Here is a 26,621-nt window from a genome sequence, read left to right as displayed (position 1 = left end):
TCCTCCATGGCTGTGACGGGGGGTGGGGGGATCGCTGTGCTGTGCGAGGGAACGGTCAGCCGCGTTCGGAATTTCGAACGAATGTCGAAGTATCGAGCATCCCGAATGATAAGGAGCCGACGGACCACGTCAACACCTTGCGCACACACCACCGTTGCCCCGGCACCCCGACTCGCGAGGACACTCCCTCTCCGAAAGTTTCGCTCGAAACACTGAAACTTTTCTCGGCACGGGCATTGACGATGCACCGTCAACGCCTCAATCATCCTGCCTGAGGACCCGGTCACCGCCCGATATCCCGAACAGAACGTCCTTGGCGATCCGCAGCCGCACGACAGGTTCGCCCACCGGAGAAACCGCGACCGAAGGGGAGCGGAGGACGCCGTCTCCCCCGCACGCATCGGTCCTTCCGCGACGTCTACCTTGGAGGCACAGCCATGGGCTCGTACGCCCTTCCCAGACCCCCTGTCCGCAAGAGGTTCCGCGGCCTGCTGCCGACGCTGGCCGTCGGCGTCCTCGGTGTGGTCGCCACACTGGTGGCACCGCCGAACGCACAAGCCGCCGAGAGCACCCTCGGCGCCGCGGCGGCACAGCACGACCGCTACTTCGGCACCGCCATCGCCTCGGGCAGGCTGAGCGACTCGACGTACACCTCGATCGCGGGCCGCGAGTTCAACATGGTGACCGCCGAGAACGAGATGAAGATCGACGCCACCGAGCCGCAGCGTGGCCAGTTCAACTTCAGCGCCGCCGACCGCGTCTACAACTGGGCGGTGCAGAACGGCAAGCAGGTGCGCGGCCACACCCTGGCCTGGCACTCCCAGCAGCCCGGGTGGATGCAGAGCCTCAGCGGCAGCGCGCTGCGCCAGGCGATGATCGACCACATCAACGGTGTGATGTCCCACTACAAGGGCAAGATCGCCCAGTGGGACGTCGTGAACGAGGCGTTCGCCGACGGGAGTTCGGGAGCGCGGCGCGACTCCAACCTGCAGCGCACCGGCAACGACTGGATCGAGGTCGCCTTCCGCACCGCACGCGCCGCCGACCCGTCGGCCAAGCTCTGCTACAACGACTACAACGTGGAGAACTGGACCTGGGCCAAGACCCAGGCCATGTACTCGATGGTCCGGGACTTCAAGCAGCGCGGCGTGCCGATCGACTGCGTCGGCTTCCAGTCCCACTTCAACAGCGGCAGCCCCTACGACGCCAACTTCCGCACCACCCTGCAGAACTTCGCCGCTCTCGGCGTCGACGTGGCCATCACCGAACTCGACATCCAGGGTGCCCCGGCCTCGACCTACGCCAACGTGACCAAGGACTGCCTGGCCGTCGAGCGCTGCCTCGGCATCACCGTCTGGGGTGTGCGCGACAGCGACTCGTGGCGGTCGGAGCAGACACCGTTGCTGTTCAACAACGACGGCAGCAAGAAGCCCGCCTACACCGCCGTCCTCGACGCGCTCAACGGCGGCGGCACCACCAATCCCCCCGCGGACGGCGGACAGATCAAGGGCGTCGGTTCGGGCCGCTGCCTGGACGTCCCCGACAGCGGCACCGCCGACGGCACCCAGGTCCAGTTGTGGGACTGCCACAGCGGCACCAACCAGCAGTGGACGTACACCGACGCCGGAGAACTCAGGGTCTACGGCAACAAGTGCCTGGACGCCGCCGGCACCGGCAACGGCGCCAAGGTCCAGATCTACGCCTGCTGGGGCGGCGACAACCAGAAGTGGCGCCTCAACTCCGACGGATCCGTCGTCGGCGTCCAGTCCGGCCTCTGCCTCGACGCCGTCGGGGGCAGCACCGCCAACGGGACCCGGATCCAGCTCTACTCCTGCTCGAACGGCACCAACCAGCACTGGACCCGCACCTGAGGGGACCCGTCACTGACCAGCGTGCCGGACGGCCATCCGCGACGCAGGGCGATCACACCGCGCCCCTCGCGTCGCGGATGGCCTCGCCCTGTGACGGTCCGCTGGACGCCCGGACACCGAGGAGATCCCGTCCCCCGGCGCATCGAAGCGCGCTTCGTGTGGAAGGCGGTACCCGGCGTCGAGCCCGGCCGGTGGGACGGCCGGCCGTCTCACCGGCCGGGCCAGCGGTGGCTCTGAAGATCCTGACGCGTACCCTGTTCGCGCGTGCGGAGGACAGCGGGCGACAGAGAGGATCCGGGGCGGCATGGCGCAAGAGCGGCACATGCAGATCGGCGAGGTCGCCGAGCGGACGGGACTGTCGTTGCGCACGATCCGCCACTACGAAGAGGTCGGCCTCATCGTCCCATCCGCCCGCAGCAAGGGCGGTTTCCGTCTCTACACGGAGGCCGACGTCAGCCGGCTCATGGTGATCCGGCGCATGAAGCCGCTGGATTTCTCCCTCGAGGAGATGCGGGACCTGCTGGAGATCACCGACCGGCTCGGGGCCCGGGACGATCCGCCCGGCCCCGTGGAGCACGAACGACTCCGTGAACGGCTCGGCGCGTACCGCAAGGTGGCCGACGCGCGGTGCGAGACACTGCGCGCGCGGCTGGCGATGGCCGAGGACTTCGCCGCCACGCTGCGCGACCGGATGGACGCTCACGCCCGAGCCGATGCCGCAAGCGAGCAGACCGCTCCCGGAGGACCCTTCGAGGGGGCTCCGGCTCAGGATTGACGCGCCCGGTCGTCCGGCGTCGTCACTAATCGGACAAGCTGCGCCACGTCCCTGGCCCGACCCCCTCCCGCGGCTCCGCTCGCCGGCACGTGCCGGGGCGCCGCACGCACGGCAAGGCGATGACCTGCCCCGACGCCCCCTCGTCTGGAGCGGCGGCAGAAGGGGGCCCCTCCCCGACCGCGGACGGCCGGAGAGCCCGCGCGTGACTCGGGGACGTGCTCCGTCAGTGCGCGGCGCACGTCCGCGAGGGCATGCCGGCGCGCGCCCGGCGCGGGACGGGGGCTCACGACGATGCTGGACTCTACCCTTACGAGAGAGGAGGGACGGGGAAACGGTGCACTGCCGCACTCTCGCACGCAGGCGCGGAGCGCCTCACGGACGGGGCACCCGGAGGGAAGCGAAATGAGGAGTCGCAGCGTGGCCGGTTTCGCTTCCCGAGCCCTTGACCGTGAAATTACCGCGCGGATACGTTCAGTCACATGCAGAGGTCATGCTTTTGTGTCGTGCTGCGGCAATGACGCCCCGGCGGTCAGCAATGCGAGCGTGTTTCCATGCGCCGCACGCAGCCGCACTGACTGAGGGAATTGCATGCGAAGTCGCCTCGCTGCCCACTGTTCGGTAAATTCAAACAGCCAACGGGGTGGAAGAACTGTGGACGTCGAAGTTCTCGGGCATGTGACGCTGAAGGTCGGCGATGAGCGCAGCACACCCAGCGCCCCCAAGGCCAGGCAGGTCCTTGCCCTCCTGCTGATCAACGCGAACAGAATGGTCAGCACCGATGTGCTGATCGAAGAGCTGTGGGCCGAGCAGCCACCTCGGAGTGCCCTCAGCGCGTTGCAGACGTACGTTTTCCAGTTGCGGCAACTGTTGAGGAAGATTTGTCCAGGTGAATCGCCGAAGCAACTCCTGGTCACCACACCGAACGGCTATGAATTCCGCGTGCCGCCGGAGAACGTGGACCTGCAACGCTACGAACAGCACCGCCTGGCCGGCCAGCAATCCTTTCAAGCGGGCGACAACATGGCCGCTGTCGAACAGTTCCGAGCCGCTCTGCATATCTTTGCGGCGCCGCCTCTGGCGAATGTCCGGCGCGGGATGCATCTGGAGGCCGAGATCGTCAGGCTGGAAGAGAGCCGTATCGGTGTCCAGGAAACCAGAATCGAAGCCGAACTCGAACTGGGGCGCCACCACGAGGTGCTGAGCGAGCTGAGCGGGCTGGCCTCGCAGTGTCCGCAGCACGAAGGGTTCCACCGCCAGCTTATGCTCGCACTCTACCGTTGCGGCAGACGTCCGCAGGCACTGAAGCTGTTCAACCAGTTGCGACAGTCCCTGGTGACCGAACTGGGGCTGGAGCCCTCACGGGAGCTGCAGATGCTGCAGCAGGCCATCCTGTCCGCGGACCCCCGGCTGGACACCGCTGAGCGGGCCCCGTTCCTGCGGGCGCCCGCCGACCCGGCTCCTCTGCAGGTCCCGTGGCCGACGGCAAGCCCCTGGAAGGCGTGAGGCGCGGCGGCGGCCGAGTACCGGCCGCCGCGTCGTACCCGCCGGGGGGGACGGGACGTCGTCGTCTCAGCTCTCGGGGAGATCGTCCCGGAAGACCTGGCGGTGGCGGATGAACCACCGGCCACCGTGCCGGACGAGGACGTCCTCGCAAGTGCACACGAACTCCAGCTCCGACCGCTCCCCCACCACCGTCCTGGTGATCAGGGCGTAGGTCTTGGCCAGGAGCGTCGGCCCCGGGCCGCCCTGCCGGAGTTCCAGCGTGGTGACGCAGTGGCGGCGCAGGACGCCCTTCTCCCGCAACTGCCGCGCCGCGGTCTCCGCGTTCCGGGCGATCTCGGCCCGCCCGCGTTGCGGCTCGGGGCGGGCGTTGGTGGCGAACACCGCGTCGGGCACGAAGTCGCCGGTCCAGTCCTCCACCCGGCCTTCGTCCATGGCCCTCATGTGGCGGCCGTAGAACTGCTGGATCTCCGCGTACGACGCCGCGGTCACCGCGGGCTCCTCCGGTTCGTGCGGGACCTGTGCCAAGGCGCTCTCCTCCGCTCGGGTCGGATCGACTCCTGCCGTAGACACGGTGAGGGCTGCTTCTCCATGCCCGGTACAGAGACAAGCTCGGCCGGGGCAAGGCGCGAGAGCAGCCCGTGACGCCGTCTTGCTCGCCCCTCCAGGCGCCGGTGGTGCCCTGTCCGGTGGAGACCGGTGGCAACGGCCACCGCCTGATGCGACGGAGGCCAGCAGTATGGAACCGGCCCCTCAGGCCGCAACACGATCAGCGCCCGACGCTCGGCGCCCCGCAGCGGGACCGCGTTGGCAGACCATCGGCGAACTCGTCAAGGATGCGGCATTGCTCCACGGCGACAAGGAGTTCCTCCGCTGCGGCGACAAGACGCTCGGCTTCTCCGAGACCGACGCCCGCACCGACCGGTTGGCGCGGGCTCTGACCGCCCGAGGTGTCGAACCGGGCGACCGTGTCGCGATCATGATGGACAACGGGACGGACTGGCCGTTGAGCTGGTTCGCGACCATCAAGGCCGGTGCCGTCGCGGTGCCGGTCAACACCCGTTTCGGCGCCACGGACCTCGCGCACGTCCTGGAGGACTCCCAGGCCGTGCTGGTCCTGGCCTCCTCGGACTGCGCGCGTCTGGCCCGGGACGTGAGCGGCGGTCTCGGACGCCCCTGTGCGGTCCTGACGCCGCGCGAGCTCGAGGCCGGCTTCGGCGACCGGCCGGTTGACGGTCCCGGCCTGCCGGCCCACCCGGACGACACCGTCAACTTCCAGTACACCTCCGGCACCACCGGCTTCCCGAAGGCCTGCATGCTCAGCCACGACTACTGGCTGCGCACGGCATGGATGATCGCTGCCCACTCCGGCCTCCGTCCCGACGACGTCGTACTGACGGCCCAGGCGTTCTCCTACGTGGATCCCCAGTGGAAGGCCGTGATGTGCCTGATGGGCGGCGTACCGCTGGTGGTGCTGCCGCGGTTCTCCGCCTCCGGCTTCTGGCACTCCGTGCGCCGGCACGGGGCCACGCTGACCTACGTGCTGGGCAGCATGCCCATGCTGCTGTACAAGCAGCCGCCGCACTCGGGCGACCGCGACCACGCGATGCGGCTGGTTCTGTGCTCGGGCATCCCCCGCGACCTGCACCGAGCGTTCGAGGACCGTTGGGGAGCGGCCTGGCGGGAGGTGTACGGCTCCACCGAGAGCGGACTGGACCTGATCATGCCGCCCGGCGGAGAGGCCCCCGTGGGCAGCGGCGCGATGGGACGTCCGCCGGCCGGCAAGGAGGTCATCGTCGCCGACGAGCGGCAACGCCCTGTCCCACCCGGGCAGACCGGCGAGATCCTGGTGCGGGGAAGGCCCATGATGAAGGGCTACTGGAACAACCCGGACAGTACCGAGCGGGCGTTCCGCGGCGGCTGGTACCACACCGGCGATCTCGGGCGTGCCGACGCGGCCGGGGGCGTGGTGCACGCCGGGCGGCTGAAGGACATGATCCGGCGCGGCGGCGAGAACATCGCACCGGCCGAAGTCGAGAGCGTCCTCGAAGCCCACCCGGCGGTCCTGGCGGCTGCCGTCCTGGGCATTCCCGACGAGATCTTCGGCGAACTGCCCAAGGCCTTCCTGCAGTTGCGCACTGGCTACCGCCCCACCACGGCGACGGTCCGGAGCATCCTCGCGCACACCCGCCGCCAGCTCGCCAAGTTCAAGATCCCCGCCTACGTCGAATTCGTCGACTCCTTCCCCATGACCCCCTCCGCCCGCGTCCAGAAGCGCCGGCTGCTCCGCCCCGGGGACGACCAGCGCACCGGCTCGTTCGACACGGCGGCGGACGCGTGGGCATGAGCGCCGTGCCGCACCTGCTGAGCCCTGCCGACCTGATCGTCACGGTCGACGACGGCGTCGCCGTGATCGCTCTGAGCCGCCCGGCGAGACTCAACGCCCTGACCCGCGGCATGCGCCGGGACCTGGCCGCGCTGCTGCGCCACTACGGCGAGGGCGGCCGGGCTCGCGGAGTGGTCGTCACCGGCCGGGAGAGAGCCTTCTCCGCCGGAATGGACCTGCGCGAAGCCGCCGGCCCCGAACTGGACCTCCTGGCGGAGATGGAACTGTTCAACGACATCACTCGTGCCGCGCTCACCACGGACGTTCCGGTCGTGGCGGCCCTCAACGGCCTCGCCGTCGGCGGCGCCGGCGAGATGGCCCTGAGCTTCGACGCCCGGATCGCCACCGCCCGGGCCTCGATCTCCTGGCCCGAGACCGGTGCCGGGCTCACCGTGTCCAATGCCGCGAGTCTGTTCCTGCCCCGCCTGGCCGGTGCGTCCAGAGCCCTGCACCTGATCATGAACAGTGCTCGGCTCAGCGCCTCCGAGGCACGGGACCTCGGGCTCGTCGACGACATCGTCGAGCCGGAGGACCTCGTCCCCGCCGCCGTCCGGCTGATCCACCGGTGGACGCGGCCGGGTTCGTCCACGGCGGCGCATCTGCGACTGATGCGACCCTCACCGCGTGCGGTCGAAGCGGCCATGGCGCGCGAGGCCGCGGCCGTACGGCAGGTCCAGGAAAGCGGCATCGCCCGGGCCGGCATCGCGGCCGTGCTGGCCGGGCGCGGGAGGTGACCTCTGCTGCCGAGGCCGGGCGCGGTACCCCGAAGGGAGCGCCGAGGCACACACCGAACGGGCCGTGGTGAGGGCCGGGATGCCTTCACCACGGCCCGCGGGGCGCGTGCCTTCGCCTGCCCGGTACCGGGGCCCGGGAGTCCGGGATGTCAGTCGGTCACTTCGATGATCAGAGCGGCCGCGGTGTCGCCCGCGGCGCACCCGGTGAACAGTCCCAGGCCGCCGCCTCGTGCCTTCAGCACGTGTGCGAGTTCCGCGACCGTCCGCAGACCGGTCGGGCCCTGGGGGTGCCCGAAGAGAAGGCTGCAGCCGGACGTGTTCATGTCCTCCGGCGCCACCCCGGTCTCCCGGGCGAAGTACAGGTCGTTCACCGCGAAGGGGTTGTGGGTGCTGATGGCGTCCATCGTGTCGGTCTTCAGCCCGGCGGCGTGCAGGGCCGCTTGCGCGGCCGGAACGAGTGCCTTGGGCATGCGGGCCGGTGCCACACGGGCGAAGCCGGATGCGACCAGGCGCACGATCGGGCCGCCGCCGGCGAGTTCACGGGCGCGCGGTGCCGTGGTCACCAGGGCTCCCGCCGTGCCGTCCGCGGGATGTGTCTGTGTGGCAGCGGTGTGCAGACCGCCGGGTCGGACACTGGGGAGTCGACCGGCGCTGTCGGCCGTGACCGGCCGCACGCCTTCGTCGGCCAGGAGCCGTACGCTGCCGAGTTCGGTCTGTTCGATCTCGATGCCGACCATGAAGTCGCGCCGGTGGATGCGGTCGTCGCTGAGGGCGGCGGTGTACTGCTCGGAGCGCAGGACGGCGAGGCTGTCCAGGTCGTCGCGGGTGAAGCCGCACTCGGCCGCGACGGCTTCGGCCGTGGCGAGCATGCTCTGCCCGGTGACGGGGTCCCGGGAGAAGCTGTCGCGCACCCAGTTCTCGCGTACGGGCCCCCGTTCGGAACCGCGGGGTGCGGGCCAGGTCAGGTCCGGTCCGTTGCTGGTGCGGTCGGTGGTGACGACCAGTTGGGGGCCGGCTCCCGTGCCCACCGAGGCGGCGGCCTGGTGCAGGGCCGCGACGGAGGTGGCACAGGCCTGGCTGAGCATCGGTCCGCAGACCTGCGGCATGCCGAGTCGGGCCGCCAGCGTGGTGGCTCCGTAGAAGATCGCGGGCTGCGGCACGGTCCACCCCAGTACCAGACCCTCGACGACGTCGCGGTCGATGCCGCGGTCCGACAGGGCCCGGCTGGTGCCGGCCACGGCCAGATCGAGGCTGGAGACGTGGGACAGGCTGCCTCCCCACCGCGCGAAGGCCGAGGTCCACAGGGCTGTGAGCGGGACGGCCACATCACCGTAAGTGGCCCCGGACGTCATGCGCTTCTCCTCACTCATCGGGATCCGGGGACGCTGCGGGGCGGCGGGGCACGGCCGTTTCCGGTGCGCGGGCAGCGAACAGGGCGACGCTGCCGCGTACCTCGATCCAGTGGCTGGGGAAGTGTTCCTCCAGAGCCTCGTGCAGTGCGTGCACGCTGTCGTTCTGATTGTGGAAGGAGCCCTGCCGCTGGTAGAGGATGTTGAAGCGGCGGGAGAGGGCGGTGTGCTTCACGCCCTGGGACAGGACGGTGCTGCCGAAGAGGACGCCGCCGGGTGCCAGTGCCTCGCGCAGGTGCTTGAAGACGATCCCCTTGCCTCCCGGTGGCTCCGGCAGGCAGTGCATCACGTAGTTGTAGGCGATGGAGGCGAAGCCGCTGCCGACGAGGTCGGGCAGGGGCTCCAGGATGTCCGCCTGTACGCAGCGCGGGCTGTGGCGGCGCAGGCGGTGCGCGGCGAACTTGAGCGGATCGGGGTTGAGGTCGAGCAGGGTCAGCTCGGGCTTGTCCGCGGTGAAGCGGCAGTGGTCCAGGTAGTAGCCCGAGCCGGGCCCGACCTCCAGGTGGCGGGAGGTGATCCAGTCGTTGTAGTGGTCGAGCAGCCGTTCTTTCGGGCAGCGCCACAGCAGCCGGTTCGACGCATGGACGACCACGGCGTCGTACAGGCGCAGCCGCCGGTGTTCGTAGTAGGACTGGCCCTCGAATCCGAAGGCGGAGGACCCGGGGGATGCATCGATGGTCATGCGGGTGTCCCTCTTCCGTTCGAAGCGTCAGTAACTGCCCAGCCCGCCACAGACGTTGAGTGCCTGGGCGGTCACCGACGCGGCCGCCGGGCCGACCAGGTAGCGCACCATGCCGGCCACCTCTTCGGGGGTGCAGTAGCGGCCGAGGGGGATCTTCGCCTCGAAGTCGGCGAGGACTTGCTCCTCGGTGACGTTGTTGAGCCTGGCGTAGCCGGCGCGGATGTCCTGGGCCATGGGCGTCTCCACGTAGCCGGGGCACACCGCGTTCACGGTGGGGCCGCCGTGGGCGGCGAACTCCTTCGCGAGGGCCTTGGTGAAGCCGATGACACCGGCCTTGGCCGCCGAGTACGGGGCCCCGTACGGGACGCCCTGCTTGCCGCCGGTGGACGCGATGTTGATGATCCGCCCGGAGGGCTGCTTGATCGCCTCGCTGATCCGGACGACTTCGCGGGTCACCCAGAAGACGCTGTTGAGGTTGGTGTCGATGACGTCCAGCCACAACTCGTCGGGGATCGCCGCGGTCACGCCGCCACCACTGCGGCCGGCGTTGTTGACCAGGATCTTCGGCTCGCCGTGCTCCTTGGCGCACCGTTGCACCATGTCGTGGACCGCGTCGCGGTCCCGTACGTCGCAGGTGTAGCCGGCCACGTCGAACTGGTCGTCCTCCATCTTCAGCGACCTGACGGCGGTGTCCAGCTTCCCGGGGTCGCGACCGGCGACGACGACCTTCAGCCCGTCCTGCAACAGGGCATGGGCGACCGACAGCCCAATGCCACTCGTGCCGCCCGTGACCAGGGCGACGCTCGGGGACTCGGTGTGTGCGGGCATGGCGAGACCTTCTCCCTTCGTCGGGGCGGCCGGAACGGGCCGGCCCGACGACGAGGCTCCCCGCTCGCGGTGCAGATCCGGTCCAGGCCCGGGCAAGGCGCTCTGTGCCGCCCGAGCAAGGCGCTCTGGAGCAGGCGACGAGCGACGGTGGACCGCCGCTGGAGCAGCACCCCGCAAGGTCTCGAGGTGTGAGCCGACACGTAGTCATAACTGGCCTGAGCGTCCTCGCACCCGGTTCGACGGATACCGAGGGCTTCTGGAAGATGATCACCGCGGGGCGCAGCGCGATCCGCCGGATCACGGCGTTCGACCCCACGCCGTTCCGTTCCCAGGTGGCCGGAGAGATCGATCTCGATCCGCCGGCCTGTGGCTTCAGCCTCCGCGAGGTCCGGCGTCTGGACCGGGCCGGCCTGCTGGCCGTGGCCTGCGCCAGACGGGCGGTGGCGGAAGCCGGGATCGCCTCCGGCACGGGTGTCGACCCGGGCCGCATCGGGGTGAGCGTGGGCAACGCGGTGGGATCCGCCACGAGCATCGAGAACGAGTACGTCGTGCTGTCCGACGAGGGACGCCAGTGGCTGGTCGACCAGAAGTACCAGTCCCCCCACCTCTTCGACTACTTCGTACCGGGATCCCTCGCCCGCGAGACAGCCTGGGCGGCCGGCGCCGAAGGACCGGTGTCGGTCGTCTCGGCGGGCTGCACCTCCGGCATCGACGCCCTCGGCCATGCGTGCCGGCTCATCCAGGAGGGCAGCGCCGACGTGATGGTCGCCGGCGCCACCGATGCTCCCGTCACCCCGATCGCGGTGGCCTGCTTCGACGCGATCAAGGCCACCACCCGCCGCAACGACGATCCCGAGCACGCTCCGCGTCCCTTCGCCCGCGGCCGGGACGGATTCGCCATCGCCGAGGGCGCGGCCATGCTGGTCCTGGAGGACAGCGAACACGCCCGGCGGCGCGGAGCCGACGTCTACGGCACCATCACGGGATACGCCGCCCACTCGAACGCCTACCACATGACCGGCCTGTCCCGGGACGGCAACGAGATGGCCCGCGCCATCACGACCGCCCTGGACGAGGCCCGCATCGACCCCACCGCCGTCGGGTACGTCAACGCCCACGGCTCGGGCACCAGGCAGAACGACGTGCACGAGACCGAGGCGTTCAAGAAGGCCCTGGGCGAGCACGCCTACAACGTCCCGGTCAGCTCCATCAAGTCGATGATCGGGCACTCCCTGGGCGCCATCGGTGCGATCGAGGTCGCCGCCTGCGCGCTGGCCGTCCGCAACGGCGTGGTGCCCCCCACCGCCAACCTTCACGAGCCCGACCCGGACTGCGACCTGGACTACGTGCCCCTGGAGGCACGTGAGGCGGACCTGGACGTCGTCCTCACCGTGGGCAGCGGGTTCGGCGGATTCCAGAGCGCCATGGTCGTGGAGAAGTGGCGAGGAGGCCGCGCATGAACGCCGACGTCGTGATCACCGGGATGGGCGTGACGGCACCCACCGGCCTGACCGTCGAGGAGTACTGGAACGCCACCCTGGCCGGCACCCGGGCCATCGCCCCGCTGCGGGAGTTCGACCCCACGCCGTACACGGCGTGTCTGGCCGGACAGATCACCGGCTTCGAGGCCGGGGAGCACCTCCCCGGGCGGCTGCTGCCGCAGACCGACCGCGTCACCCGGCTCGCCCTCGTCGCCGCCGACCGCGCGCTGGAGGACGCCCGGGTCGATGTCGCCGAACTCGGAACGTACGAGTGCGGCGTCGTCACCTCGAACGCGACCGGGGGCTTCGAGTTCTCCCACCGCGAGATGCAGCGGCTGTGGCGGCAGGGTCCCGATCACGTCAGCGTCTACCAGTGCTTCGCCTGGTTCTACGCCGTCAACACGGGCCAGATCTCCATCCGGCACAAGATGCGCGGCCCGGGCGGCGTGGTCGTCGCCGAACAGGCGGGCGGCCTGGACGCCATCGGGCAGGCCCGCCGCACGATCGCCCTCGGCCGCAGCCGCCTGATGGTCACCGGCGGCGTCGAGTCCTCCTTCGACCCCTGGGGCTGGGTGTCGCACCTGGCCTCCGGCACCGTCAGCACGGCCGCCGACCCCGCCACCGCCTACCTGCCGTTCGATCGGCGGGCCTGCGGTTACGTGCCGGGAGAAGGCGGGGCCCTCCTGGTCATGGAGGACCCCGAGTCGGCGCGAGGGCGCACCGACCGACGTCCCTACGGAAGCATCACCGGCTACGCGGCGACCTTCGACCCCGCTCCCGGCGCGGGGCGGCCCCCCGGGCTGCGGCGCGCCATCGACCTCGCCCTGGCGGACGCGGGGATCGGGCCCGACGCCATCGACCTCGTCGTTGCCGACGCGGCAGGCGTCACAGAGCTCGACGCCCGGGAAGCCGATGCCCTGCGGTCCGTCTTCGGCCCGTACGGCGTTCCCGTCTGCGCGCCCAAGACCATGGTCGGCCGCCTGATGGCCGGCGGGGGGCCGCTCGATGTGGTGTGCGCTCTCCTCGCACTGCGCGACAACGTGATCCCGCCGGCCGTCAACGTCACCGACGTCGTGGACGACTACCGGATCGACCTCGTCCGCGACGAGCCCCGTAGCTGCCCCCTGTCGAGGGCCCTCGTCCTCGCGCGGGGCGCCGGCGGCTTCAACTCGGCCGTCGTCGTCGAGCACATCCCCTGACGCCACGGCTCCCCGTGTTCCCACCCGATCGAGAAGGGATCGTTCCGCATGCTCAGCATCGACCAGCTCCTGCAGGTCCTCAGCGAGTGCTCCGGCGACGAGCAGGCCCTCGCCCAGGGCGACGACATCCTCGACCGCGAGTTCGAGGTCCTCGGCTTCGACTCCCTGGTCCTGCTGGAGACCTCCGCCCAGCTCAAGCACCGCTACGACATCGACATCCCGGAAGACGCCATCCGGGACCTGAAGACACCGCGCGCCGTCCTGGAGTACGTCAACGTCCCCGCCGGCGGGAAGTGAGGCGTCCCTCCGCCCCCTTCCCGCCCCTTCGGCACCGCAGGAGCCGGCTTGATGGATGCCCCCAACCCCAACCCCCGCCCCCGTCCGCCCCGTCCGAGGATCGCCTTCACCTTTCCCGGCCAGGGTGCACAGCACGCCCGCATGGCCGCCGGCCTCTACGGCGTCTCGGAGTCCTTCACCTCCACGATGGACCACGCCTTCGACGCCTTCGGCCCGGCGGGGCGCACCCTGCGGGAAGGGTGGCTCGCGACCGTGCCGCCCGCGGACTTCGACGACATCTCCTACGCCCAGCCCCTGCTGTACGCGGTCAACTGCGCCTTGGGCACCATGCTCACCGAGTGCGGGCTGCGCCCCGACGTCCTGCTGGGGCACAGCGTGGGGGAACTGGCCGCCGCGACCCTGGCCGGCGTGTTCTCCTTCGACTGCGGGCTGCGCTACCTGTCCGAATACGTCGGTGTCTACCGGCACGCCCCGCGCGGCGGCATGCTGGCCGTGGCCGCCGGCCCCGAGCGGGTCGAACCCCATCTGGTGCCCGGTGTGGTCGTCGGCGCCGTCAACGGACCGCGCCAGCTACTGCTGTCCGCCACGGAAGAGGCCCTGGCCGACGTGGAAGCCGCCCTGCGCGGTGCCGGTGTCACCTGTTCCCTCGCCCGCGCCCGGCAGCCCTTCCACCACCCGGTGATGCGGGACGTCGCCGCGGCCCACGCGGGCTCCCTCACCCGTCCGCCCCTCCATCCGCCGCACACCACCCTCTACTCCGCCTGCACCGGGCAGGAGGTCACCGACGAGCTTGCCACCGACTGGCAGTTCTGGACCGGGCAGCCCGCCGAACCGGTCCTGTTCGGCCCCGCCCTGGAGCATCTGCTCAGCGACGGCCCGTACCTCCTGGTCGAGGCCGGCCCGGGACAGAGCCTGACCGCTCTGGCACGGCGCACTCCTGCGGTCTCCCGCGGCGAGGCGACGGCCCTCGCCCTGCTGCCGGCCCGCGCGGGCGGGCCCGACGCCGATGTCGAGGCCGTACGGACCGCCATGAAGCAGATCGCGGGCCATGGATGCGACGCACTGTCGCCGGACTTCTGAACGCGCCAGCAGTCACCGTCAAGCGCCCGCCATGGCGCCGCAGAAAGGGACAAGGATGCAGTTCCCACAGCTCGACCCCGCCACCCTGGCAGCGTTCCGCGGGGCGTTCAGAGGAGAGTTGATCTGGTCGAGCGACGCCGACTACGACGAGGCGCGCCGTGTCTGGAACGGCACGATCGACCGGCACCCCGCACTGATCGCCCGCTGCACCAGCACCACGGACGTGGTCGCTGCCGTCGGCTTCGCCCGCAGGAGCGGCCTGCTGGTCGCGGTCCGCGGCGGAGGTCACAGCATGGCCGGGCACTCGGTGTGCGACGGCGGGATCGTCATCGATCTCTCCTTGATGAACAGCGTCAAGGTCAGCCGCCGCCTGCGGCGCGCGCGGGCCCAGGGCGGCTGTCTGCTGGGGGCGTTCGACACCGCTACCCAGGCCCACATGCTCGCCACCCCGGCCGGCGTGGTCTCCCACACCGGCCTGGGGGGACTCGTCCTCGGCGGCGGGTTCGGCTGGCTGAGCCGCAAGTACGGCCTGTCCATCGACAATCTCGTCTCCGTGCAGATCGTCACGGCGGAGGGCGGTGTCCTCACCGCGAGCGACACCGAGAATCCCGACCTGTTCTGGGCCGTCCGGGGAGGCGGGGGCAACTTTGGTGTGGCTACCGAGTTCGAGTTCGGCCTCCATCGTGTCGGGCCCATCCGGTTCGCCAGCACCTACTACTCGCTGGACGAAGGGCCCCAGGTCGTCCGGGCCTGGCGCGACCACATGGCCACCGCCCCCGACGAACTGACCTGGGCGCTGTATCTGCGTCTGGCACCGCCGCTGCCCGAACTGCCCGCCGACCTGCACGGCAAGCCGGTCATCTGCGCCATGAGCTGCTGGATCGGAGATCCGCACGAAGGGGAGCGACAGCTCGAGTCCATCCTCCACGTCGGCAAACCCCACGGCCTGACCAAGGCGACCCTGCCCTACCGGGCCCTTCAGGCGTACTCCTTCCCCGGCGCCGTCGTCCCCGACCGGATCTACACCAAGAGCGGCTATCTGAACGAGCTGAGCGACTCCGCCGTCGACACGGTCCTGGAGCACGCCGCCGGCATCGCTTCCCCGTTCACCCAGCTCGAACTGCTCTACCTGGGCGGGGCCGTGGCGCGGACACCCGACGACGCCACCGCCTACCCCAACCGCCAGTCGCCGTTCGTGACCAACCTGGCCGCCGCCTGGACGGACCCCACCGAGGACGCCCGCCACACCGCATGGGCCCGCGAGGGCTACCGGGCCCTGGCCGGCCACCTGACGGGCGGCTACGTCAACTTCATGAACCCGGGCGAGGCCAACCGCACGCGGGAGGCGTACGGCGCCGCCAAGTTCGCGCGGTTGCAGGCCGTCAAGGCCAAGTACGACCCGGCCAACCTGTTCCGCCTCAACCAGAACATCCCTCCGAGCAGTACCTGACCCCCTCCCCCGCGCACCCCGACCTCAGCCCTGCCCCGGCTCCCGGCCAACGCCGCGACCGGGGCAGGGCCGCACCCGGGGGCCGATCAGCTCCCTGCCCTTCCCACAGGAGCGGACATGACCACCGACCGATTCAGCCTCTTCACCGTCATCGATCACCACCTCGGCACCGGCCTGGGCGACAAGGCCGCCCTCCGTGGCCCGCACGGCCCCGTCACCTACGGCGAGCTCTACCGGAACATGTGCGCGGCGGGCCGGGCCCTCCGCGCACTCGGCGTCCAGCGCGAGCAGCGGGTCCTGCTCGTTCTGGACGACACCCCGGCCTTCTTCACCGCCTTCCTCGGCGCAGGCCGCATCGGCGCAGTCCCGGTCCCGGTCGACTACCGGACCAACCCGGAGCAGGTCCGTTTCTACGCACAGGACAGCTACGCCCGGGCAGCCGTCGTCGAGGCGGACCGGTACGAGGTGCTCGCCCCCGTACTGCGGGAGGCCGGCGTGACGGTGATCAGCACGGAGCCCGCCGGGCCGGGCGACGGCATCCTCCACCTGCCCGGCCTGCTCCGTGCCCACGAGGGTGAACTGGGCGCCGCGCCCACACACCCCGAGGATCCCGCGCTGTGGCTGTACAGCTCCGGGTCCACCGGCCGGCCCAAGGGCGTGGTCCACCTGCAGCGGGACATCGCACCCGTCTGCCGTCACTATGCGGGCGACGTCCTGGGTGTCACCGGGGACGACGTGCACCTGTCCACCACCAAACTCTTCCACGCCTACGGCCTGGGCAACAGCCTGCTGTTCCCTCTGTGGTTCGGCGGGAGCTCCGTCCTGCTGCCCGGCTTTCCGGCACCGCACCTCGTGCTGGAGACCGTCGAACGGGCCCGTCCCACGCTGCTGTTCTCCGTTCCGGCCCTGTACAACGCCTTGCCGCGCTCACCCGGCGCCGCCTCTCGGGACGTGTCGTCGCTCCGGCTGTGCGTCTCGGCCGCCGAGACCCTGCCCGCGCACGTCTGGGAACGATGGCACGACCTCTACGGGCTGACGATCCTGGACGGCGTGGGCTCCACCGAAATGCTGCACATCTACTGCAGCAACACCGAGCGGGCCCTGCGCCCAGGCTCCTCGGGGAGGGCGGTGCCCGGCTACCGGATCAAGCTCGTCGACCCCGACGGTGCGGAGGTGGAGGGCGCCGGCAGCGGAGAGATGTTCGTGCGGGGCGGCAGCATGCTGGCCCAGTACTGGCATCGCGCCGACCAGACCCGGTCGGCGCTGCACGGGGGCTGGTACCGCACCGGTGACCGCTACCACCGCGACGGGGACGGCTTCTACTGGTACGAGGGACGGGCCGACGACATGATGAAGGTCTCCGGGCTGTGGGTCGCTCCCGCCGCGATCGAGACCGCCCTTCGGCAGCACCCGGATGTGGCCGAAGCGGCGGTCGTCGGCGTGGACACCGACCGCCTCACCCGGATCAAGGCGTTCGTCGTGCTGCGCGACGGCTGCCGGGGCGGCGACGCACTGGCCCGGCAGCTACGGCAGTGGTGCAAGGACCGCCTGGCCGCCCATCAGTTCCCGCACCTGGTCGAGTTCACCGCGGACCTGCCCAAGACGCCCACGGGCAAGATCCAGCGGTTCGCCCTGCGCGCCCAGGAGACGGCGAAGGCCGACGTTCCGCCCGCCCGTGCCGTGTGACCGGCGCGGGCGGGCCGCGGAGCCGACGCCGTCCCGGCAGGCGGTCAGCCGCCGCCTGCCGGGGCGGCGTTCGGGCTCAGGTGCAGACCGGCGAGCCGCAGCCGCCCGTCCCGCCGGACGACGACGAGGGTGAAGCGGAACGCACCGCTGGCATCGGCATCACCGTTCACGCTCTGCTGGGTCTGGGCCGCCACAACGATCGCGGTCTCCCCGTAGCAGCGGATGTGCAGGTCGCTCACCTCGAACGACGTGTTGCGCACCGTGCCCGTGCTGTAGCGGGCCAGCCACTCCTCGCGGCTGCGCAGGAAGCCCCGGGGGCCCACCCCGACGAAGTCCTCCCCGAGCAGCTCCCCCAGTGCCCTGTGGTCCCCCCGCTCCTCGGCCGTGCTCCATTCCCGGACGAAGTCCGTGACCGCCTGCTCGGCCGGTGTGGTCGTCATGGGTGTCTCCTTTCCGGGCGGCTTCAGTGCGCCGCCACGGCGGCGTCGACGGACTCGCCCGCGATCAGGTCCGCGGCCAGCTTCTCGACGTAGTCGGTGACGGTCTCGTCCCGGTCGAGGAAGGGCACGATCGCGCGGGTGCGCTCGTACAGCGGGCGGGTGTAGGAGGACAGTTTCTCCGCGCCGCGGATGTCGACGGCCTGGCACGCGCACAGCAGCTCGAAGGCCACCACGTAGGCGGCGTTGGTGAGCACCTCCCGCGCGCGGCGGGCGGCGACGAAGCCGAAGGACACGATGTCCTGGAAGTCCGCCGTGCTGGTGAGGGACTGCACCGACATCGGAACGGTCAGGGTTCGGGTCTCGGCGGTGATCGACGCGGTCATGAACTGGCCGCCCATCAGGCCCAGGCGCAGCCCCGGGTCCTCCCGGCACAGGAAGGCGGGCAGCCCGTTGCTGTTGCTCTTGTCCAGGAAGCGGTCCACGCGCCGGTTGGCGAGATTGGTCACGGTGGCCAGGGCCATGTTCAGGTGGTCCATGGCCATGGCCACGTACTGGCCGTGGAAGTGCCCGTTGTGGAACACCTCCGCCTCTTCGGGCAGGACGATCGGGTTGTCGTTGGAGGAGTTCAGCTCGTCCTGCAGGGTCGCCCTGATCCGGTCCAGCACGTCGAGCACCGGACCGAGGATCTGCGGCGTGCACCTGATGGAGTAGGCGTCCTCGATCGCCAGCGACCCGGCCTTGGCGACCGTACCCATCTCTCCGGCCAGGGTCTGCTCCGTGTCGAGTTCGTTGACCGCCAGGTGCGAGTCGGCCAGCCCCTGCCACAGCCGCGAGGCCACCTCGCGCTGCCCGCGGTGCGGTTTGACGCCGTGCACGCGGGGGTCGAAAGGCTTCGTCATGCCTGCCAGGCCCTCGACCGACAGGGCGGAGACCTGCAGGTAGCGGTCCACGAGCCGGCGGGCGCCCTGGAGGACCAGGGTGCCCAGGCCGACCATGCCCGACGTGCCGTTGATCAGGGCCAGGCCGTCCTTGTAACCCAGCTCCATCGGCTCGACGCCGGCCTCGGACAGGGCCTGCTTCCCGGACACGACCCGTCCGTCGCGGCGGGCCTTCCACTGCCCCGCGCACACCAGGGCGATCGCGGCCAGCGGGCCGAGGTCACCGCTGGTGCCGAGGGAGCCCTTCTCCGGGATGCACGGCACGATTCCGGCGTTGAGCACGGCCACCAGCTTGTCGAGATTCGCCGGGGTGATCGCGGAGTTGCCGCGCGACAGCGACACGATGCGGGACAGCATGATGGTCCGGGCGGTCGTGTCGTCCAGATACGCCCCCACGTTGGTGGCGACTGCGTTGATCAGGTTCTCCTGGAGCCGACGGGCCTGGGACACCGGTACCAGGTGGTCGACGAAGCCTCCCATGCTGGTGTTGACCCCGTAGATGACACGTTCGTCCTGCACGAACTTCTCCAGCACGTCGCGCGAGGCGCGGACGCGGGAGCGGACGGGTGCGGACAACTCCACGGGCGTGCGCCGTCGCGCCGCGTCCTCGAGCTGGTCGAGCGTGACGTTCATGTCGAGCTCTATGACGAAGGTCATGAAGTTCCCTTTGCGGCTGGAGAATCGGTTGACTCGACGGGCTGTCCAGACCGCCGCCCATGCCGGCGGACAGGCGCGGCACGCAGGCGGCTGTCCGGAGCGCCGTCCGGACGGGCCGGCCGAGTGCCGCACCGGATTCACTGAAGCGCCCGTCACTCCACGCCCGAGCAAGGCGGCCTCATGGCCCGCCCAAGGTCGCCGCCGCCGGCCCTCGGGCGCCGCCCCCGAGCCCCCAGGTCGCCGCCCCCGAGCGCCTCGGTGCTCCGCGGAGGGGGACGCAGCCGGCAGGGGCTCCTCGGTGGCCGCGGGCAGGGTGATGCCGCGGTGGCGACCGAAGCCCCGCGGCTCACGCGGGCGCTGGTGCGGGCGCGATCAACTCACCGGTACTGGCGCAGGTGATCGTGATGGCCTCCGCCGGGCAGCACTCCGCGGCGTCCCGAGCCGTGTCGTCCGCGGCTATGACGTCCTCGCGCGGCTCGGCGTGGCCGTCCCGCGTCATGCGGAAGTGGGCGGACGACCCGGCGCACGCGCCCGATCCGATGCACGACCTCACGTCCACCGCCAGCCGCCAACGGCCGGCGGCCGCGGACTCCCCGCTCACCATGTGACCGGCAGGGCCTTCGGCCCGCGGATCTGCATGCCCGTCTTCCACGCGATCTCCTTTTCGTCGACGGCCGGTCGGAGGCGCGGCAGACGGCGCAGCAGGACGCCCAGCGCCACCTGGAGCTCCAGCCTGGCCAACTGCGCACCCAAGCAGTGGTGCACACCGTGCCCGAAGGCGAGGTGCGGGTTGGGGGACCTGTCGACATCGAGGCGCCCGGGATCGGCGAAGACGTCCGGGTCCCGGTTGGCCGCCACGGTGGGAGCGAACACCGTCTCGCCCGCCCGGATGCGCACCCCGCACAGTTCCACCGGCTCGGTGGCCACCCTGGCCCGGAAACCGCCCGAGCCCAGCGGGACGAACCGCAGTAGTTCCTCCACCGCCGGCGCCGTCACCGACGGGTCCGTACGCAAGCGGTGCATGAGGCGCGGGTGTCTGAGCAGCAGCCAGGTGCAGTTGGCGATCTGGCTCGCCGTGGTCTCGTGGCCGGCGATGAGCAGATCACGGGTGAGCAGGACCAGCTCCTCGTCGCGCAGCCGCCCCTGCGCACGGTCCCACGTCCGCACCAGGGCCCCGAGCAGGTCGTCCGTCGGCCGGCGGCGCCGCCGGCTCACCAGGGCCGCGAAGTAGTCGGCCATGTCCTGCGCGGCCGCCGCCGATTCGGCGGGCGCGCAGGCCGTGGTGGACAGCAGCGCGTCGGACCAGCTCCGTAGCCGATCACGATCGTCCCCGGGTACGCCCAGCAGGTCGCAGATCACCGTGACGGGCAGCGGCAGCGCGTACGACGCGACCAGGTCGGCCGGTGCGCCCGAGGCTTGCATCGCCTCCAGCAACTCCTCGGCGGTCCTCTGCACGGCGGGCCGCAGTTCTTCCACCCGGCGCTTGGTGAAGACACCCGCGACCGTCTTACGCAGGCGCGTGTGGTCCGGGGGATCCAGGGACATCAGCACCCCTTCGCCCGCCGGATCGGGCTGGATCCGCGGCGCCCCGGCGTGCTGCGTGGCCGCCCGACTGAACCGGGGGTCGCCCAGCACGGTCTTGACGTCCTGGTAACGCGTGACCAGCCACGCCTCACCCCCGTACGGGAGGCGGACGCGGCTGATGGGCTCCTCCTGCCGCAATCGCGCGAAGTCCGGTTCCATGTCCAGCTCGCCGGGGGGTGCGAAGGGAAAGTCCCGCGACTGCCGGCCTGGGGTGGTCACTGAGCTTCTCCTGTCCGTCGAGCCGGGCCCACCGGCGAACCGTGCCCCACATCGCGCCTCCGGGCGTCCCGTTCCCGGACCGGTACGGGTCAGGTGACCACCGTCGGGTGCGGGCCGGGGGCCCGGGGCGGAGTGGGGTCGTTGAACAAGCGGGAGAGGTGGTAGCGCATCACGTACCGGGCTTGGGCCGCCGACCGCTGCCCGACCAGCACGCTGGTCCCGACACCGTGACTGAGGCTGAGCAGACGCGCGGCCTCGGCGGAGACATCCAGGTATGCCGCGATCTCCCCGGCCGCCTGCGCCGCGGCCAGGACGCCGGTGAGCTGCCGCTCAAGCCGGTTCGGCCCCTCGACGAAGGGCTGCTCCGCCAGTTCGGGGTCGGTCATGGCAAGGACCGCGTAGGACGTCCACACGAGCCGGAAGGTGCGGCTGTCCGCGTCGGCCGGCAGGGCCTCGTCGACGAACGCTTCGAGACAGGCCCGCACGGAACCCGGATCGTCCAGGCCCTCCAGCCGCGCCGACCACCGCGCGTGGCTCTGCCGCTCGAGGTGCTGGAGCGCGGCGTGCATCAACTGGGCCTTGGTGTCGAAGTAGTACTGCACCAGGTTCAAGGACATGCCCGCCTCGGCCGCGACCGCCCGCATGGTCACCGCGTGCAGCCCGTCCCGCGCGGCCACCCGGACCAGGGCATCCGCGATGTGCGCCCGGCGCTGGTCGTGGTCAACACGTTTCGGCACCGCGTCCCCTTCCCGTCCGGCCCATTTTCATAGTACCGCTGTACTATAAAACCTGCCCGCGACGATGGGGAAGAGACAGACATGGGACAAGGCGAAGCCCGTGCCGCCGACGGATCAGCCGACACGGAAGCAACCGGCGCACTGGCGCCCCGTCAGGCGGCGTTGCTGTGGCTGGCCTGCGCGGCACAGTTCATGGTGGTGCTCGACGTGTCGGTGGTGAACGTGGCGCTGCCGTCGATCCAGACCGCGCTCGGCTTCGACACGGCGGGACTGCAGTGGGTCGTGGGCAGCTACGCGCTGGTCTTCGCGGGCTTCCTGCTCCTCGGCGGCCGGCTCGCGGACCTGTACGGCCGCCGGCGGGCGTTCGTGTGGGGGCTGGCGCTGTTCTCCCTCTCCAGCCTGGTGGGCGGACTCGCCACCGGCCCCGGTTTGCTGATCGCCATGAGAGCGGCCCAGGGCCTGGGTGCCGCGGTGCTGGCCCCGGCCACGCTCACCATCCTGACCACCACCTTCCCCGAAGGGCCGGGCCGCACCAAGGCGTTGGCGATCTGGACGGCGGTCAGCTCTGCCGGAGGCGCGGCGGGCAACCTGATCGGCGGCGTCCTGACCGACGCGCTGTCCTGGCGGTGGATCCTGCTGATCAACGTGCCGGTCGGCGCCGTGGCCGTCCTGGCGGCCCTGCGCCTGCTGCCGGACACTCACTCCCGCGCGGCCTCCGGCAGGCTCGACGTCCCCGGGGCGGTGCTGGCCACCCTGGGCGTCACGGCCCTCGTCTACGGCGTCAACCAGGCCGGAACACAGGGCTGGACGGGCCCGACCACCCTGACGGGCCTGGTCGTCGGCGCCGTGGCACTGACCGCGTTCGCGGTGACGGAGTCCCGGTTCGCGGCAGCCCCCTTGATGCCGCCCCGCCTGGTGCGGCTGCGCCCCGTCTGGGCGGGCAACGTCACCATGCTGCTGGCCGGCGTCTGCTTCATCCCCATGTGGTACTTCCTGTCGCTGTACATGCAGGACGTCCTCGGCTACGGAGCCCTGGCCACCGGTGTCGGCTTCCTGCCCCACACACTCGTCGGCATCGCGGCAGCCCGCCTCGCCCCCGCCGTCATGGAGCGCACCGGCGCCCGCGGCCTCATCGTCCTCAGCGCCGTCCTCAGCGCCGCAGGCTTCCTGTGGCAGAGCGGCATCAGCACGGACAGCGGTTACCTGGACGGACTGCTCGGTCCCGCGATCGTCATGTCCGCCGGCATGGGCCTGCTCATCACCCCGATCACCACCACCGTCACCTCCGGCATCCGCGAGCAGGACGCCGGAGCGGCCTCCGGCCTGATGAACACCACCCGCCAACTCGGCGGTGTCGTCGGGCTCGCCGCCCTCGTCACCCTCGCCACCGCCGACGGCGGCCCGGACCTGTCGTACCGGGCGGTCTTCGTGGCGACGGCGGCTGTGTGCGCGAGCGTCGCGGTGACGGCCATGCTGCTCCCTGCGGCACGGTGGCGGGAGCCGGTTCGGGAGTCGCCTCCGCGGTGAACAGCCGCCGCGGAGGCGGAAGATTGCGTTGCCCGAGGACACTCGAAGCGCGTCTGCCCTTCCGGCAGAAGAAGCACCACGGGATGAACGTGCAGCTCCTCACCGACCCCGCCAGGACGTCTGATCCGGGCCTCGGACGCACTGCCGGGAGCCACCCACGACCTGACCGCGGCGCGGGCCCGGTGATCCGTGTTCCGATCCGTGGCAAGAACCTGCGTGGTTGGCGCCGACGTCACAACCGGGACCACGCGAAGATCCGCAGCCTCGGTGAACGCGCCATGGCGGTCCTCAAAGGGCTCAGTCTCTTCGGGTCAACGGTCCTGGAACGTGTCCAGGGCCACGGCCTGGGCGACGGCCAGGCGGGGGTCCGGCCCGGGGATGAGGATGTCGACCACGTAGCGGTCCCGCAGACCCCACTTCCTGTCCACCTTCAGCACCTGCTTGCCCCCCGTCTCGAAGTCGAAGTGGTACGGCCACAGGAACGGCACCAGGTCCAGCGGCAGGAAGTCCCAGACGCGGCGGAGCACAGCCACGAACCGGTTACGCTCCCGGCCGACGGCGGACGGGAATCCGGGCTGGTCCAGCACCCAGGTCGAACGCACCAGGGAGGCGACGTCCTTCTCCTCGAAACCGCCGACAAGATCGCCCTCCGCGTCCCACACGTCGTAGCCATCACCGGCGCCGCGCAGGCCGCGCTCCTCGATGGTGAACAGCACGCGGGTCCCGGACAGGCCGGCGTGGAAAGTGATCTTCTCCTTGAGCGAGAATCGCTTCACCTCGGCGCAGGCCAGGACCTCGCCCTCCGAACCGTCCGGCATCAGCTCGCTCACGGTGTAACGGCCGGCCTTGAGACGGTTCTCCTGCCGGACGGTGAAACGTCTGCCGGTCCACTGTCCCGCACTGTCCACTGTTCCGCTCCCGAAGCCGTCGTTCCCTGTACCGCCGCTGAGTGCGTCCGGCGGAGCCATCGTCACCAGACCGCCCGCCCTGCGGCAGTCTCCATAAGTCGTCACCCGTAACGACCAAAGAGGGCACGAATCCCAGGAACCGAGGCCCCCCGCCCCCCCCTTCGTCGCGCGCGACCGCACCGAAGGAAGGCTGCGGGCGTCAGAGGGCAGCCGCCTATCGTCTGCACGTGGATGCTGCAGAAACTCCCCGTACCGGACCTTCGTTCCGCCTCCGTCTCGCCGCCGCCTCCCCCTGGCCCCGGCGGCGGATCGTCGGCGAGGCCGTGCTCACGCCAGTGCTCTCCGGGATCGCAGGCATCCTCCGCACGGCGGAGACCGGCTCCCTGGTACAGGGCGGGGCACTGGCCCTGGCCGTCGCCGTACTGTCCCTGGCGCGTCGTGCCCTGCCCGCGTCGGTACTGCTGGCCGCGTCAGCCCTGGCCGGCACCTTTCCCGGTACGTTCGCCCTGCTGGTCTGCGCCGGCTGGTCCGCCGGCAGCCGCATCGAGCGCCCGGCGCGGGCACTGGCCGCGTTCACGGCCGGTTTCGTGCTCCACCTTGTCGCCGGCGTGGCCACCGCACCGGATGAAGACCTCGGACTGTCGGTGCTGGTGACCGTCGCGCTTACCGGGGGTCCGTTCCTGGTGCTGGCGGTGGTTCCCGGTTTCGCCGCCCGGTACCGTGCCCAGCGGCACGCCCTGCTGGACGCCCTGCGGCGGCACAACGCCCAACTGGTGCGCGAACGGGCGATGGTGGCGCGCCAGGCCCGGCTGCTGGAGCGGCAGCGCATCGCCCAGGACATGCACGACAGCCTTGGCCATCAACTTGCCCTGATCGCCGTGCACACCGGGGCACTGGAGGTGGACCCGGAGCTCAACGGCCGCCAGCGGGAAGGTGTGGGCGTCCTCCGGCAGGCATCCAGATCGGCGATGCGGGAGCTGCGCGAAGCCGTGGGCATCCTGCGCAACGACGCGGAGATGTCCGGGCCCGGGCCCGGTCCGCAGGGAGCCGGGCCCTCCTCGGACCGTGCCGCGGTTTCCGTCGACGAGTTGGTCGCGTCGTCGCGGGCGGCGGGCGCGACAGTGGAACTGCACCGCTCCGGCGTCGAGCAACCCCTCACTCCCGCTGTCGACCGGGCGGCGTACCGCATCGCTCAGGAGGGGCTGACCAATGCACACAAGCACGCGCCTGGCGCCCCGATCACGGTCGCGCTGCGTTACGAACCGGACAGCCTCGTAGTCGAGGTGGCGAACGGCCCAGTACCGGCCGGGGTTCCGGCTGCATTCCCCGCGATCAGCGGTCAACAGGGGCTGACGGGCCTGCGGGAGCGGGCCCGTCTGGTCGGCGGCATGGTGCACGCCGGCCTCACCCCCGGCGGGGGCTTCCGCCTCGCCGGTGTGCTGCCGTACGCCGGTGGCGAGCGGCAGTCCCCTCCGGGCGGCGCGACTTCGGTGGCCGCGGACGACGACTTCCTAGGGCAGATCGGCGGGGCCTCGGCGGGACATGGTGGCGGCGTCCTCGAACGCTCCGTACCGCACAAGGAGTTCACCGCCATCATGAGCAGCAAGAAGAACGCCGCCCTGGGATGCGCTGCCACCGCCGTGGTCCTCGTCGTGGGCGTCGGCGCCCTTCTGGTGTGGGGGGTGTCGAAAGGGATCGACGAGTTGGAGAAGGGGGCCATACCGGCGAGCGTGTACGAGTCGGCTCGAGTCGGCGAGGCCGAGGCGGACCTGCGCGGGAAGTTGCCGGAAGGCGGCTCGTGGCTCACCGACGGCGTGGAGAAACAGGGGCCTGCGCTGCCCGATGACGCGACCTGCGAGCACTTCGTGGACGACGAGAAGGACATCGTCTACCGGTTCTGCTTCCGCGACGGGAAGCTCGCCTCCAAAGTGTCCTGCCCGTGGAGCCCCTGACCCGAGGTCTGTGACCGCGCTCCCGGGACATCGAGGTGGTCGCCGAGGCCCGGGACGGCCGGGAGGCGGTGGAGACCGCCCGGAGCACCGCGGTCGACGTGGCCCTGCTGGACATCCAGATGCCCGTGATGGACGGGCTGACCGCGCTGGCCGAGCTGGGCCGCGCCGCGCCGGGGGTACGGGTGCTGGTCCTGACGACGTTCGGGGAACGCGACAACGTCCTGCGGGCGCTCGGCCACGGCAGTGCGGGCTTCCTGCTGAAGGACACCGCCCCGCAGGAG

Annotated in this window: 23 protein-coding genes and 2 pseudogenes; 15 read left to right on the top strand and 10 right to left on the bottom strand. The window is 70.9% G+C overall.

Going from position 1 to position 26,621, the window contains the following annotated elements:
• The first annotated feature begins 437 nt into the window (after positions 1-437).
• The 3 genes from IG88_RS0119370 (at position 438) to IG88_RS0119360 (ending at position 4,149) form a co-directional block, all read left to right on the top strand.
• A complete protein-coding gene (locus tag IG88_RS0119370) occupies positions 438-1,871 on the top strand; it encodes an endo-1,4-beta-xylanase (protein WP_031042514.1) in 1,434 nt (477 codons plus the stop codon).
• 304 nt (positions 1,872-2,175) lie between these two features.
• Positions 2,176-2,646 carry a MerR family transcriptional regulator gene (locus IG88_RS0119365; RefSeq protein ID WP_051851962.1) on the top strand — a complete coding sequence of 157 codons (471 nt, stop codon included), beginning with the start codon at positions 2,176-2,178 and terminating at the stop codon, positions 2,644-2,646.
• Between the two features lie 651 nt (positions 2,647-3,297).
• Positions 3,298-4,149 (top strand): AfsR/SARP family transcriptional regulator, encoded by an 852-nt coding sequence (locus tag IG88_RS0119360; RefSeq protein WP_051851961.1) that lies wholly within the window; start codon positions 3,298-3,300, stop codon positions 4,147-4,149.
• Between the two features lie 66 nt (positions 4,150-4,215).
• On the opposite strand, the gene IG88_RS0119355 is transcribed toward IG88_RS0119360, so the two are convergent.
• Positions 4,216-4,674, bottom strand: a complete 459-nt coding sequence (locus tag IG88_RS0119355; RefSeq protein WP_031042505.1) for a nuclear transport factor 2 family protein — start codon at positions 4,672-4,674, stop codon at positions 4,216-4,218.
• A 316-nt stretch (positions 4,675-4,990) separates the two neighbouring features.
• Between IG88_RS0119355 and IG88_RS0119350 the strand changes: the two genes are divergently transcribed.
• Both IG88_RS0119350 and IG88_RS0119345 read left to right on the top strand, forming a co-directional pair.
• Positions 4,991-6,493 carry a class I adenylate-forming enzyme family protein gene (locus IG88_RS0119350; protein WP_234332218.1) on the top strand — a complete coding sequence of 501 codons (1,503 nt, stop codon included), beginning with the start codon at positions 4,991-4,993 and terminating at the stop codon, positions 6,491-6,493.
• The gene (locus IG88_RS0119345; protein WP_031042500.1) at positions 6,490-7,266 is read left to right on the top strand and encodes an enoyl-CoA hydratase/isomerase family protein; all 777 of its coding nucleotides are present in this window, start codon (positions 6,490-6,492) and stop codon (positions 7,264-7,266) included. The genes IG88_RS0119350 and IG88_RS0119345 overlap by 4 nt, the downstream gene beginning before the upstream one ends.
• A gap of 149 nt (positions 7,267-7,415) precedes the next feature.
• Here IG88_RS0119345 and IG88_RS0119340 read toward each other — a convergent pair whose 3' ends face one another.
• Genes IG88_RS0119340 through IG88_RS0119330 form a run of 3 tightly spaced genes read right to left on the bottom strand, consistent with a single transcriptional unit; the run spans position 7,416 to position 10,185 of the window.
• Positions 7,416-8,618 carry a thiolase family protein gene (locus IG88_RS0119340; RefSeq protein WP_031042497.1) on the bottom strand — a complete coding sequence of 401 codons (1,203 nt, stop codon included), beginning with the start codon at positions 8,616-8,618 and terminating at the stop codon, positions 7,416-7,418.
• Positions 8,619-8,628: 10 nt separating this feature from the next.
• A complete protein-coding gene (locus IG88_RS0119335) occupies positions 8,629-9,357 on the bottom strand; it encodes a class I SAM-dependent methyltransferase (protein WP_051851959.1) in 729 nt (242 codons plus the stop codon).
• 27 nt (positions 9,358-9,384) lie between these two features.
• On the bottom strand, positions 9,385-10,185 hold the full coding sequence (locus IG88_RS0119330; RefSeq protein WP_031042490.1) for an SDR family NAD(P)-dependent oxidoreductase: 801 nt from the start codon (positions 10,183-10,185) through the stop codon (positions 9,385-9,387).
• Positions 10,186-10,289: 104 nt separating this feature from the next.
• On the opposite strand from IG88_RS0119330, the gene IG88_RS0119325 reads away from it, so the two are divergent.
• The 6 genes from IG88_RS0119325 to IG88_RS0119300 all read left to right on the top strand — a co-directional run bounded on the left by IG88_RS0119325 (position 10,290) and on the right by IG88_RS0119300 (position 17,378).
• Complete coding sequence (locus IG88_RS0119325; protein ID WP_420712089.1) at positions 10,290-11,645, top strand: beta-ketoacyl-[acyl-carrier-protein] synthase family protein; 1,356 nt, start codon at positions 10,290-10,292, stop codon at positions 11,643-11,645.
• Positions 11,642-12,865 (top strand): ketosynthase chain-length factor, encoded by a 1,224-nt coding sequence (locus tag IG88_RS0119320; RefSeq protein ID WP_031042484.1) that lies wholly within the window; start codon positions 11,642-11,644, stop codon positions 12,863-12,865. The genes IG88_RS0119325 and IG88_RS0119320 overlap by 4 nt, the downstream gene beginning before the upstream one ends.
• A gap of 48 nt (positions 12,866-12,913) precedes the next feature.
• Positions 12,914-13,162, top strand: a complete 249-nt coding sequence (locus IG88_RS0119315; protein WP_031042482.1) for an acyl carrier protein — start codon at positions 12,914-12,916, stop codon at positions 13,160-13,162.
• Between the two features lie 51 nt (positions 13,163-13,213).
• Positions 13,214-14,242, top strand: coding sequence for an acyltransferase domain-containing protein (locus IG88_RS0119310; protein WP_078861539.1), 1,029 nt, complete (start codon positions 13,214-13,216; stop codon positions 14,240-14,242).
• 55 nt (positions 14,243-14,297) lie between these two features.
• Positions 14,298-15,692 (top strand): FAD-binding oxidoreductase, encoded by a 1,395-nt coding sequence (locus tag IG88_RS0119305; protein WP_031042470.1) that lies wholly within the window; start codon positions 14,298-14,300, stop codon positions 15,690-15,692.
• Between the two features lie 117 nt (positions 15,693-15,809).
• Entirely contained in the window at positions 15,810-17,378 is a 1,569-nt protein-coding gene (locus tag IG88_RS0119300) for a benzoate-CoA ligase family protein (protein ID WP_037836211.1), read from the top strand.
• A gap of 44 nt (positions 17,379-17,422) precedes the next feature.
• Here the strand turns inward: IG88_RS0119300 and IG88_RS0119295 are convergent, their stop codons facing one another.
• From IG88_RS0119295 to IG88_RS0119275, 5 genes are all read right to left on the bottom strand, one after another.
• On the bottom strand, positions 17,423-17,818 hold the full coding sequence (locus IG88_RS0119295) for a nuclear transport factor 2 family protein (RefSeq protein WP_031042464.1): 396 nt from the start codon (positions 17,816-17,818) through the stop codon (positions 17,423-17,425).
• 23 nt (positions 17,819-17,841) lie between these two features.
• The gene (locus IG88_RS0119290; protein ID WP_031042461.1) at positions 17,842-19,413 is read right to left on the bottom strand and encodes a phenylalanine aminomutase (D-beta-phenylalanine forming); all 1,572 of its coding nucleotides are present in this window, start codon (positions 19,411-19,413) and stop codon (positions 17,842-17,844) included.
• Between the two features lie 346 nt (positions 19,414-19,759).
• Complete coding sequence (locus IG88_RS45140; RefSeq protein ID WP_031042459.1) at positions 19,760-20,017, bottom strand: ferredoxin; 258 nt, start codon at positions 20,015-20,017, stop codon at positions 19,760-19,762.
• A complete protein-coding gene (locus tag IG88_RS0119280) occupies positions 20,011-21,216 on the bottom strand; it encodes a cytochrome P450 (RefSeq protein WP_031042457.1) in 1,206 nt (401 codons plus the stop codon). The genes IG88_RS45140 and IG88_RS0119280 overlap by 7 nt, the downstream gene beginning before the upstream one ends.
• Before the next feature lie 89 nt (positions 21,217-21,305).
• Positions 21,306-21,953: a TetR/AcrR family transcriptional regulator gene (locus tag IG88_RS0119275; RefSeq protein WP_031042455.1), complete on the bottom strand. Its 648-nt coding sequence runs from the start codon at positions 21,951-21,953 to the stop codon at positions 21,306-21,308.
• Positions 21,954-22,034: 81 nt separating this feature from the next.
• Between IG88_RS0119275 and IG88_RS0119270 the strand changes: the two genes are divergently transcribed.
• Complete coding sequence (locus IG88_RS0119270) at positions 22,035-23,480, top strand: MFS transporter (protein WP_078861538.1); 1,446 nt, start codon at positions 22,035-22,037, stop codon at positions 23,478-23,480.
• 71 nt (positions 23,481-23,551) lie between these two features.
• Positions 23,552-23,657, top strand: a pseudogene (locus tag IG88_RS44310) (IS5/IS1182 family transposase); the annotation flags it as partial.
• Between the two features lie 134 nt (positions 23,658-23,791).
• Here the strand turns inward: IG88_RS44310 and IG88_RS0119265 are convergent.
• On the bottom strand, positions 23,792-24,388 hold the full coding sequence (locus tag IG88_RS0119265; protein WP_031042448.1) for a hypothetical protein: 597 nt from the start codon (positions 24,386-24,388) through the stop codon (positions 23,792-23,794).
• 227 nt (positions 24,389-24,615) lie between these two features.
• Here IG88_RS0119265 and IG88_RS0119260 point away from each other — a divergent pair, with 227 nt between their 5' ends.
• Both IG88_RS0119260 and IG88_RS0119255 read left to right on the top strand, forming a co-directional pair.
• Positions 24,616-26,340, top strand: a complete 1,725-nt coding sequence (locus tag IG88_RS0119260) for a sensor histidine kinase (RefSeq protein ID WP_037836209.1) — start codon at positions 24,616-24,618, stop codon at positions 26,338-26,340.
• Between the two features lie 26 nt (positions 26,341-26,366).
• A pseudogene (locus IG88_RS0119255) lies at positions 26,367-26,621 on the top strand (response regulator); the annotation flags it as partial.

Origin of the sequence: Streptomyces sp. NRRL F-5650 (assembly GCF_000721365.1) — a bacterium.
In the GTDB taxonomy this organism is placed as follows: Bacteria; Actinomycetota; Actinomycetes; order Streptomycetales; family Streptomycetaceae; genus Streptomyces; species Streptomyces ardesiacus.
The sequence above is the reverse complement of the archived record's forward strand: the minus strand, read 5'-3'. Positions and strand labels throughout refer to the sequence as shown.